General features: G+C 69.7%; 9 protein-coding genes. 6 read left to right on the forward strand and 3 right to left on the reverse strand.

Translation table 11 applies throughout. From position 1 onward, the window contains the following. The first annotated feature begins 93 nt into the window (after positions 1 to 93). From KHO22_RS25850 to KHO22_RS25860, 3 genes are read left to right on the forward strand one after another with little or no spacing between them, the layout of a single operon-like run. On the forward strand, positions 94 to 1,302 hold the full coding sequence (locus KHO22_RS25850; protein ID WP_211950019.1) for an acyl-CoA dehydrogenase family protein: 1,209 nt from the start codon (positions 94 to 96) through the stop codon (positions 1,300 to 1,302). Beyond that, complete coding sequence (locus tag KHO22_RS25855) at positions 1,299 to 1,943, forward strand: cysteine dioxygenase family protein (protein WP_230427022.1); 645 nt, start codon at positions 1,299 to 1,301, stop codon at positions 1,941 to 1,943. Before KHO22_RS25850 ends, KHO22_RS25855 begins: the two co-directional genes overlap by 4 nt. Then, positions 1,940 to 3,547 carry a rhodanese-related sulfurtransferase gene (locus KHO22_RS25860; protein WP_211950021.1) on the forward strand — a complete coding sequence of 536 codons (1,608 nt, stop codon included), beginning with the start codon at positions 1,940 to 1,942 and terminating at the stop codon, positions 3,545 to 3,547. The genes KHO22_RS25855 and KHO22_RS25860 overlap by 4 nt, the downstream gene beginning before the upstream one ends. 28 nt (positions 3,548 to 3,575) lie before the next feature. Here KHO22_RS25860 and KHO22_RS25865 read toward each other — a convergent pair whose 3' ends face one another. Further along, entirely contained in the window at positions 3,576 to 4,490 is a 915-nt protein-coding gene (locus KHO22_RS25865; RefSeq protein WP_211950022.1) for a LysR family transcriptional regulator, read from the reverse strand. A gap of 105 nt (positions 4,491 to 4,595) precedes the next feature. Here KHO22_RS25865 and leuC point away from each other — a divergent pair, with 105 nt between their 5' ends. From leuC to KHO22_RS25880, 3 genes are read left to right on the forward strand one after another with little or no spacing between them, the layout of a single operon-like run. Continuing rightward, entirely contained in the window at positions 4,596 to 6,032 is a 1,437-nt protein-coding gene (gene leuC, locus KHO22_RS25870) for a 3-isopropylmalate dehydratase large subunit (protein ID WP_211950023.1), read from the forward strand. Continuing rightward, positions 6,025 to 6,675 carry a 3-isopropylmalate dehydratase small subunit gene (gene leuD, locus KHO22_RS25875; RefSeq protein WP_211950024.1) on the forward strand — a complete coding sequence of 217 codons (651 nt, stop codon included), beginning with the start codon at positions 6,025 to 6,027 and terminating at the stop codon, positions 6,673 to 6,675. Before leuC ends, leuD begins: the two co-directional genes overlap by 8 nt. Next, positions 6,635 to 7,582, forward strand: a complete 948-nt coding sequence (locus tag KHO22_RS25880) for an alpha/beta fold hydrolase (protein ID WP_211950025.1) — start codon at positions 6,635 to 6,637, stop codon at positions 7,580 to 7,582. The genes leuD and KHO22_RS25880 overlap by 41 nt, the downstream gene beginning before the upstream one ends. Before the next feature lie 30 nt (positions 7,583 to 7,612). Here KHO22_RS25880 and KHO22_RS25885 read toward each other — a convergent pair whose 3' ends face one another. Together KHO22_RS25885 and KHO22_RS25890 are read right to left on the reverse strand one after the other, a co-directional pair. Further along, positions 7,613 to 8,281 carry a hypothetical protein gene (locus KHO22_RS25885; RefSeq protein ID WP_211950026.1) on the reverse strand — a complete coding sequence of 223 codons (669 nt, stop codon included), beginning with the start codon at positions 8,279 to 8,281 and terminating at the stop codon, positions 7,613 to 7,615. Continuing rightward, a complete protein-coding gene (locus tag KHO22_RS25890) occupies positions 8,281 to 9,675 on the reverse strand; it encodes a selenium-binding family protein (RefSeq protein WP_211950027.1) in 1,395 nt (464 codons plus the stop codon). The genes KHO22_RS25885 and KHO22_RS25890 overlap by 1 nt, the downstream gene beginning before the upstream one ends. Positions 9,676 to 10,065 lie beyond the last annotated feature (390 nt).

Here is a 10,065-nt window from a genome sequence, read left to right on the forward strand (position 1 = left end):
ATGCGTCGTTCTCGAAGCGTCACGGCGGCGGTACGCTATGCGGCATTCACCTGCGGCGTGCGTTCGCGCGCCGCGCCTTGCCAGGAATCCACCATGTCCCTGTCTTCCCTGCGCCGGCTGCCGGGCAGCGAGGCGCTGCTCGGCGATGTGCTCGCCCGGCTGACGCCGCGCCTCGCGGCCAGCGCCGCGCAGCACGATGCTGACGCGAGCTTCCCGCACGAGAACTTCGCGCTGCTGCACCAGTACGGATTGATCGCGCAGGTGGTGCCGCGCGCCCACGGTGGCGGCGGTGCCGGCCTGGCCGAGGCCCGCCGCATCATCGGCGCGGTGGCCGCGGGCGATGCCGCGACTGCGCTGGTGCTGACCATGACCTACCTTCAGCACCGCGCCATCGGCCGCGTGGATGCCCACTGGCCAGAGCCGCTGCGCCGGCAGGTGTTCGCAAGCGCGGTCGAGGATGGCGCGCTGATCAATTCGCTGCGCGTGGAGCCGGACCTGGGCTCGCCCGCGCGCGGCGGCCTGCCGGCGACGGTCGCCACGCGCGTGGCCGATGGCTGGCGGCTGAGCGGGCGCAAGCTCTACAGCACCGGCATTCCCGCGCTGCGCTGGCTATCGGTCTGGGCACGTACCGACGAGCCCCAACCGCGCGTGGGCGTATTCCTCGTGCCGCGTCCCGTGGCCGGCGCCGCGGGTATCCGTGTCGTGGAGAACTGGAACCACATGGGCCTGCGCGCATCGGGCAGCCACGAGACCGTGCTCGACCATGTCTGGATTCCGCCCGCGAACGCGGTCGATATCCGCGAGCCATCGGCCTGGGCACCAGCTGGCGCGAGCCAGGCCGACGTGGACGCCAACGGCGACCAGCAGGCATGGATGGTGGTGCTGCTCGGCAGCCTCTATGACGCCGTGGCGCGCGCGGGCTTCGACTGGGTCCGCGGCTTTGTACGTGAGCGCGCACCCGGCAGCCTTGGCGCGCCGCTGGCGACGCTGGCGCGCGTGCAGGAAGCGATCGGCGAGATCGCCGCGCTGCTGCATGCCAACCAGGCGCTGCTCGACGATGCCGCGGCGCGCACCGATGCCGGCACGCCGCCGACACCGACCGACAGCGGACTGTTAAAGTTTACGGTCACGGGCAATGCGATCCGCGCGGTGGAACTGGCGCTGCGGCTTTCGGGCAACCATGGCCTGAGCCGCAACAACCCGCTGGAGCGACATTACCGCGACGTGCTGTGCAGCCGCATCCATACGCCGCAGAACGACTCGATCCTGGTCGCGGCGGGCCGCGCGGCGCTCGGACAATGACACATCAGGAGACCTGTGTGAGTGAATCCCTCACCGCCGGCCGCGCCACGCTTGCGCCGCTGCGCGAGTTCATCACCGGCCTGACGGCGCTGCTGGATCAGCAGCCCGACGAGCCGCGCATCCTGCGCGAAGGCGGCGCGCTGCTCGCCAGGCTGGTTGCGCGCGATGACTGGCTGCCCGATGCCTTCGCGCAGCCGCATCCCGAGTACTACCAGCAGATGCTGCTGCACTGCGATTCGGCCGAGCGCTTTTCCGTCGTCAGCTTTGTCTGGGGCCCGGGACAGCGCACGCCCATCCACGACCACACGGTGTGGGGCCTGATCGGCATGCTGCGCGGCGCCGAGTATTCGCAGCCGTTCGTGATCGATGCCGCGGGGCGCCCGGTGGCGCACGGCGAGCCGACGCGGCTGGAGCCGGGACAAGTGGAAGCGGTATCCCCGACGGTCGGTGACATCCATCGCGTGCACAACGCCTACGACGACCGCGTCTCGATCAGCATCCACGTCTACGGCGCCAATATCGGCGGCGTGCGCCGCAGCGTCTATACCGAGGCCGGCGAACGCAAGCCGTTCGTCTCCGGCTACGCCAACCCCTACCTGCCCAATCCGTGGGACCGCTCGAAGGATTCCGCCGCATCATGACCGCTTCCGCAGAACAATATCCGCTGATCGCCAGCCAGACCGTGCGCCAGGCCCTGCTCGACCGCAGGGAGATCGCGCTGCTCGATGTGCGCGAGGAAGACCCGTTTGCCCAGTCGCATCCGCTGTGGGCTGCCAATTTCCCGCTGTCCAGGCTGGAACTGGAAGCATGGGCGCGCATTCCGCGCCGCGACACGCAGATCGTGGTCTATGGCGCGCATGACGGCACCGACCTCGCGCCGCGCGCGGCGAGCGTGCTGCGCAAGCTGGGCTACACCGACGTGAACCTGCTCGACGGCGGACTCGATGCGTGGATCGCCGCGGGCGGCGAAGTGTTCCGCGATGTCAACGTGCCGAGCAAGTCCTTCGGCGAAGTGGTGGAGGCGAAGCGCCATACGCCGTCGCTGCCCGCGCCGGAGGTCAAGGCGCTGATCGACAGCGGCGCCGACGTGGTCGTGGTCGACGCACGCCGCTTCGACGAGTACCAGACCATGAGTATCCCCACGGCCACGAGCGTGCCGGGCGCCGAATTGGTGCTGCGCGTGCGCGAACTGGCTCCGGACCCGTCGACGCGGGTCATCGTCAATTGCGCGGGCCGCACGCGCAGCATCATCGGCACGCAGTCGCTGATCAATGCCGGCCTTCCGAACCCGGTGGCGGCGCTGCGCAATGGCACCATCGGCTGGACGCTGGCGGGGCAGACGCTGGACCACGGCGCGAGCCGGCGCGCGCCGCTGGAAATCGGCGAGGCCAACCGCCAGCAGGCTCGCCAGGGGGCACGCGCCATCGCCGCGCGCGCCGGGGTGCGGCGCATTGCCCATGCGGCGCTGGCGTCGCTGGAACAACCGGGACGCACGCTCTACCGGTTCGACGTGAGGACACCCGAGGAATACGCCGACGGCCACCTGCCCGGCTTTGTCAACGCACCGGGCGGGCAGCTCGTGCAGGAGACCGACCACAGCGCGCCCGTGCGCGGCGCGCGCATCGTGCTGGCCGACGATGACGGCGTGCGCGCGGACATGAGCGCGTCATGGCTGGCGCAGATGGGCTGGGACGTGTGGGTGGTGGAACCTGTCGATGCGGCGCAGCGCAGCGAATCCGGCGTGCCGCGCGTGCCCGCGCCCGATGCGGCGCCGGTGGCGGCGGTGTCGCCGGCCACGCTGAGCGCGTGGCTGGATGCGCAGGATGGACAAACGGTCGTGCTGGACTTCACGGCCAGTGCCAATTACGTAAAGCGCCACATCCCCGGTGCGTGGTTTGTCATTCGCGCGCAGCTTGCCCGGGCGCTGGAGGGGATTCCCGCGGCACGCCGCTACGTGCTGACCTGCGGCACCAGCCAGCTCGCGCGCTTCGCCGCCGAAGACCTGCGCGCGCTGACGCAGGCGGAGATCCACGTGGTCGAAGGCGGCACGCTCGCATGGCTCGCCGCCGGCTTGCCGGTGGAAAGCGGAGAAACGCGCCTGGCCGTGCCGCGCACGGACCGCTACCGCCGCCCGTATGAAGGCACCGACAATGCGGCCGCCGCGATGCAGGCCTACCTGGACTGGGAGTACGGCCTGATCGCCCAGCTCGACCGCGACGGCACGCATTTCTTCAACGTCGCCTGACGCCGTCGCCAGCGCCCGCCCCCCGGCGCTACCAGCCGTTGTACGGCTGCGCGGGCGCGGTGGCGAAACGCTCGGCCAGGAAGTCGATAAAGGCGCGCACCCTCGCGGAGAGGTGGTCGCGGCTCAGGTAGACCGCGAAGATGTCGGCCGGCGCCGCGCTCCAGTCGGGCAGGACCGGTTGCAGCCGGCCCGTCCGCAGCAGGGGCGCGACGTCCCACTCCGAACGCAGCAGGATGCCAAGCCCTTCCAGCGCCCACCCGACCGCGGTCTCGCCATCGTTGGTCGTGGCCGGGCCGCGTACCTTGACGGTCTCCTGCCGGGTGCCCGCGTACAGTTGCCACGTGCCATAGGTTTCGTCGCTTTCGCGGATCACGATGCAGCGGTGCTGCGCCAGCTCGCGTGGCGATGCCGGGGCGCCGTGCGCGGACAGGTAGTGCGGCGACGCGCATAGCAGCCGGCGGTTGCCGGCCAGGCGCCGTGCGCTCAGCCGCGCATCGGGCAGCCCGCCAAGCCGGACGCCCACGTCGAAGCCCTGTTCGGCCAGGTTGAGCGCGCGGTCGGACAGTTCAAGCTGCACCTCCACCTGCGGATACGCGCGCAGGAACGCGGCCACCGCCGGCGCCAGGTGGCGCCGCCCGAAGCCAAGCGTGGCGTTGACCCGCAACAGTCCGCGCGGCGCGACCCGGCTGCCCGCGAGCCCCTGCTCCAGTTCCTCCAGCTCGGCCAGGATGCGGCCACCCTGCGCCAGGTAGGCCTCGCCCTCCTGCGTCACGCTCAGCCGCCGCGTGGTGCGGTGAAGCAGGCGCACGCCGAGACGGGTCTCCAGTGCGGCCAGCCGCTTGCTGGCCGCCGACGGCGTGACGCCCATCTGCTGGGCCGCGCCGGCCAGGCTGCCGCGCTTGACCAGCAGCACGAAGAAGGCGAGATCGGAAAAGGCGTCCATTCGTGAATGTCAGGAACTAATGAAGGTCTTCGCTGGAAATTATAGCCATCGGTTTCCTGATTACACTGCCTTCACCTTCAACGATCCGCTTTCGCAGGCAATCCCATGGCTGGAAGCACCCCTCGCACCCCCCGCACCCTTTATCGCAAGCTGGTCGATTCGCACACCGTGGCCGCGCTCGACGCGGACCACATGCTGCTGTACGCGGACCTGCACATCATGAACGAGTACACCAGCCCGCAGGCCTTCGCGGGCCTGGCCGCGCAGGGGCGTGGCGTGGCGGCGCCCGGGCAGAACCTGGCGGTGGTGGACCACATCATCCCGACCCATGCCGAGTCGCCGCGCGTGATCCGCGACCCGGCCTCGGCGCTGCAGGCGCGCAATCTCGCGCGCAACTGCGAGCGGCACGGCATTCCGCTGTTCGACACCAATGATCCACTGCAGGGCATCGAGCATGTGATCGCGCCCGAGCACGGCATGATCCGCCCCGGCATGGTGGTGCTCTGCGGCGACAGCCACACCACGACCTATGGCGCCTTTGGCGCGCTGGGTTTCGGCATCGGCACGTCGGAGGTCGAGCACGTGCTGGCGACCCAGACGCTGGTCTATCGCGTGGCGGGCGAGATGCGCATCCGCGTGGACGGCGCGCTGCCGGCGGGTACGTCGGCCAAGGACCTGATCCTCCATATCATCGGCCACATCAGCGCGCAGGGCGCGCGCGGATATGCGGTGGAGTTCGCCGGCGCTGCGATCGACGCGCTGTCGATGGAGGCGCGCATGACCTTGTGCAATATGACGGTGGAAGCGGGCGCGCGCGGCGCGCTGATCGCGCCGGATGCCGCCGCCATCGACTATGTGCTGCAGCGCGCGGCGGACATCGATGCCGCCATGGCACCACGGGCGCGCGCGGCCTGGCAGGCGCTGCATTCGGATGCCGAGGCATCGTTCGCGCGGGATCTCGTCTTCGATGCGGGCGCCGTGGCCCCCTACGTCACCTGGGGCACGAGCCCCGACCAGGCCGTGCCGATCGACGCCTGCGTGCCGCGGCCGGAGGAACTGGACGACCCGCTGGCACGCGCCGCGGCGCAACGGGCGCTCGACTATATCGGCATCGAAGCCGGCGCTTCGCTGGCGGGCCTGCCGGTGCAGCGCGTGTTTATCGGCTCGTGCACCAACGGGCGCATTGAAGACCTGCGCGCGGTGGCGGACGTGGTGCGCGGCCGCCGCGTCGCGCCCGGAGTCCGGGCCATGGTGGTGCCGGGATCGGGCGCCGTGCGCCAGCAGGCGGAAGCGGAAGGGCTGGCCCGGGTGCTCACCGACGCCGGCTTCGAATGGCGCCAGCCCGGGTGTTCGATGTGCCTGGCCATGAACGACGACATGCTCGCACCGGGCGAGCGCTGCGCGTCCACCACCAACCGCAATTTCGAAGGCCGCCAGGGCCGCGCCGGCCGCACGCACCTGATGAGCCCGGCCATGGCCGCGGCCGCCGCGCTGGCCGGCTGCATTACCGACGTACGCCAACTGGAGCCAACCCATGCCTGAAGCCACGCTCGCGCGCATCGAGGGGAGCGGCGCGCCGCTGCCGATGCCCAATCTCGACACCGACCAGATCATGCCCAAGCAGTTCCTGCGCATCATCGACAAGGCAGGGCTTGGCCAGGGGCTGTTCCACGACCTGCGCTTCGACGAAGCGGGCCAGCCCCGGCCTGATTTCGTGCTCAACCAGCCAGCCTACCGGGAAGCCGGTATCCTCGTGGCGGGACCGAACTTCGGCTGCGGCTCCAGCCGCGAGCATGCGGTGTGGGGCCTGCAGCAGTACGGAATCCGCGCGGTGATCGCGGCGAGCTTCGGCGAGATCTTCTACTCGAATGCCATCAACAACCGCTTGCTGCTGGTGATGCTGCCGCAGTCCGAGGTGGACCGTCTGGTGGCCGGGGTGTCGTCGCCGGAGCCGCCGCGTATCGTCATCGACCTGCACGCCATGACCGTGCGTGCCGGCAGCTTCCAGGCTGGCTTCGCGCTCGGCGAGCGGCATCGCCGCATGTTCCTGCAGGGCCTCGACGTGATCGGCCTGACGCTGACGCAGCAGGCGCAGATCGACGGCTTCGCGCGCGGGCATCATGCGGCGCAGCCTTGGCTGCGGGATGTGGCGGCGAAGACGATGTCGCGCCTTGCCGGTCACTGAACAGGAAAGGAGAAAGCCCGTGCTGGAAGGATTCAGGGGATTCGAACATCGCCACGTGCCATGTGCGGACGTGGGCATCCATGCCGTCGTGGGTGGGCAGGGCCCGGCGCTGCTGCTGTTGCACGGCCATCCGCAGACCTGCGTGATCTGGCATAAGGTCGCGGCGACGCTCGCGCGCCATTTCACGGTGGTGGCGGCCGACCTGCGCGGCTACGGGGACAGCGACAAGCCCGCCGGCCTGCCCGGCCACGACAACTACAGCAAACGCACGATGGCGCGCGATCAGGTCGAACTGATGGCCGCGCTCGGCTTCGAGCGCTTCCGCGTCATGGCCCACGACCGCGGCGCGCGCGTGGCGCACCGCATGGCGCTGGACCACGGCGAACGCGTCGAACGCCTGGTCACGCTCGACATCGCGCCCACGCTGGCGATGTACGAGCAGACCAGCCTCGCCTTCGCCACAGCCTACTGGCACTGGTTCTTCCTGATCCGGCCTGCGCCGTTTCCCGAAACGCTGATCGAGGCCGACCCCGCGCTCTACCTGCGCAGCGCCATGGGCGCGCGCAGCGCGGGGCTGGCGCCCTTCACCGAGGCGGCGATGGCCGAGTACCTGCGCTGCCTGCAGAGCCCCGGCGCCGCGCATGGGCTGTGCGAGGACTACCGCGCGAGCGCTGGCATCGACCTGCAGCATGACCGCGCCGACCTGGCCGCCGGGCGCATGGTGGAGTGCGAAATGCTGGCGCTGTGGGGCGAGCAGGGCGCCGTGGGCCAATGCTTCCGCCCGCTCGACGAATGGCGCAAGGTGGCGCGGCGCGTCAGCGGGCACGGCCTGCCATGCGGCCACTACATTGCCGAGGAGGCGCCGGAGCTGCTGCTGGAGACGGCGTTGCCGTTCCTGCGCGGGTGAGGCGCATCGGGCACGATCGCCAGCCTGCAATCACCACACCAGCAGCGCCACCCCGCACAACGCCAGCGCGATGCTCCAGACCAGGTCCAGGTTGACCCATCCCGTGCGCAGGAACGCCACGCCTATGCGGTCATAGACCAGCAGCGCCACCGCGCAGATGGCCAGCAGCATGGCCCCGGTATGCAGGCCCAGCGCCAGCACGGCGGGTGCCACGGCGCTGCCCCCGCTTATCTGGCCAGATAGCGGCGACGCGCACAGCGGCATCAGCGCGGGCACCAGCATCAGCCCGGCGCCGTGCACGCCCGCCATCAGGAACGACCAGCACGCAAGTCCGGCCATGCCCGCCTGCATGCCGAAGCGCGGACGGCCGCGGTGGCCGCGCAGCACATGCCAGGCCGCCCAGCCGATCAGGACCAGCCCGCCGACGCGGGCAAACACCCGCGCATCCACCGCGCTGCCAAGCGTGAGCGCCGCCGCCACGAACACCGCCACCGCCAGCGCATGGCCCAGCGCGATCGGCAGCAGCGACAGCACCACCACGCTGCGCTTGTGGCGGTGCAGGCCCAGCGCCACGGCGAACAGCCAGCCCATGGCGGGGTTGATGCCATGGAACAGGCCCAGCGCGGCAATGGCGACCCACGGCCACCACGCCGCCCACTGGGCGGACGCGGTGGCCAGCGTGGCGGAGGGGGAGTCCATCACGGATAGCAATATGAATCCGACGAGCAGTCCCCGCCTTGCAGCCGCACCTGGTGCGGGCGATGGCTCTTCGGCCAGTCGATGAAGAACTTCGGGTCGAAGGACAGGCCGCCTTCCGGCGCGGCATCGAGCTTCACCATCCAGCCGTCGATGCCTTCGGGGTAGAACTGCGGGTCCACCGCGCCGTAGAGCGAGTTGGTGAAGTAGATGCGGCGACCGTCGCGGCTCACCTCGACCATCTGCGGCCCGCCATTGAGCGCGCCGTTCTTCGCGCCCGGATGGGTGGCGCGCGAGACGATGCCGCCGATGCGTACCTTGCCCGTCAGCTTCGGCGCGAACGGGTCGGACACATCGTATTGCAGCAGGTCGCCCGTGCCCCAGCAGGACACGTAGAGGAAGCGGTCATCCATCGACAGGTCGATGTCGCTCACCAGAGGCGGCACCGCCTTGAAGCCCTTGAGCATGGGCGGCAGCTGGTCGGGGTCGGCGGCCTCGGCCGGGATCTCGATGACCTTGCGCACGGCCCACTTGTCCTTGTCGCGGTACCAGGTCCAGATCGACGAGGACAGGTCCTTCAGGCTGATCACGCAATTGACGAAGCCATAGGCCCGGGTCGGGTCATGGGCGGGACGCAGTTCGAACACCAGCTGGTATTCCTCGCCGAAGTCGATCTCCTGCAGGTGCCTGCGACGCGTGAAGTCCCAGAAATGCAGGCGGCGCCCGTAGCGTGCGCCGAGCAGGATGTCGGCCACCAGGCCGTCCTCGACCATGTCCGGCGTGCCCCATTCGCTGGTGACGAGCGTGTCGTAGCCCAGGTGCCACCAGCCGTCGTAGGCAAAGTACTGCGGGCCGCGCTCGACCTCCCAGCGTCCCAGCGGATCGAAGCTTTGCGCGTCGAGCATGGCGATGCCGCCGGGGCCCTTGCCCTCGGCGTTGCCGAGCGCCGTCACATAGATGCCGCCCGGCCCGCAATGCACGGTATGCGGCCGGCTGTAGCCGGTGCGCTCGGCCAGTGTCTCGGGCTCGATCACCTTGGTCAGGAATGGCTTGAGCGGATCGGGCTTGGTGTCGAGGATATAGATGCGCGACGAGCGCAGCCCCGGCACCACCAGGTAGCGCCGTTCCATGTGCGGATGCGGCGCATTCGGGCACAGGCACGACGAACACGCATTCCAGCCGAAGTGGTGCAGTTCGTCGCCGGCATGCGGCATGGCGACCTTGCCGACGATGCTGGCGTAGCGCGGTGACGCCGGGTCCACGTCGACCACGGCGATGGCGTCGGGCTGCTTGCGCTCCGGGTCGAACATCGCCACGTAGGCAATGGTCTCCGGCGGGGCCTTGGCTGCCAGGCGGGGGGATGGGTAAAAGCTCGGATCCGGCTTCCAGGTGGCCATGGCGCGTCTCCTCGGGTCTGTTCCCTCATAGCGCAGGCATCCAATATAGGACACATCACAGGCCCGGGCGTGGGGCCGGAGTCCCGCAAGAGGCGCCTCGAAAACGGCCGCTGGGATTGTCGCTTTGGACGAGTTGCCGGCGCGAGCCGCTTCGGGATACTCGTCGGAACCCTTTGCTCGTGCCCGACGCACCCCGCCGCCTGCCGCCCTGACCGATGGCGATTTCGCGCAGCAGTGTGGGCTGGATAATCTTCCTGATGATTGGGTTGTCGTGCTTGACATGCGCTGCCGTTTCGCCGGCGTAGCCGGCGACCTACTTATATGAACGCGCTCCGGTTTGCAAGGCAAGTTGAGCATGAGGCATCGAACGGTTGGTTGCAGACTTATATC

It is taken from the genome of Cupriavidus yeoncheonensis (assembly GCF_905397275.1).
Lineage (GTDB): Bacteria > Pseudomonadota > Gammaproteobacteria > Burkholderiales > Burkholderiaceae > Cupriavidus > Cupriavidus yeoncheonensis.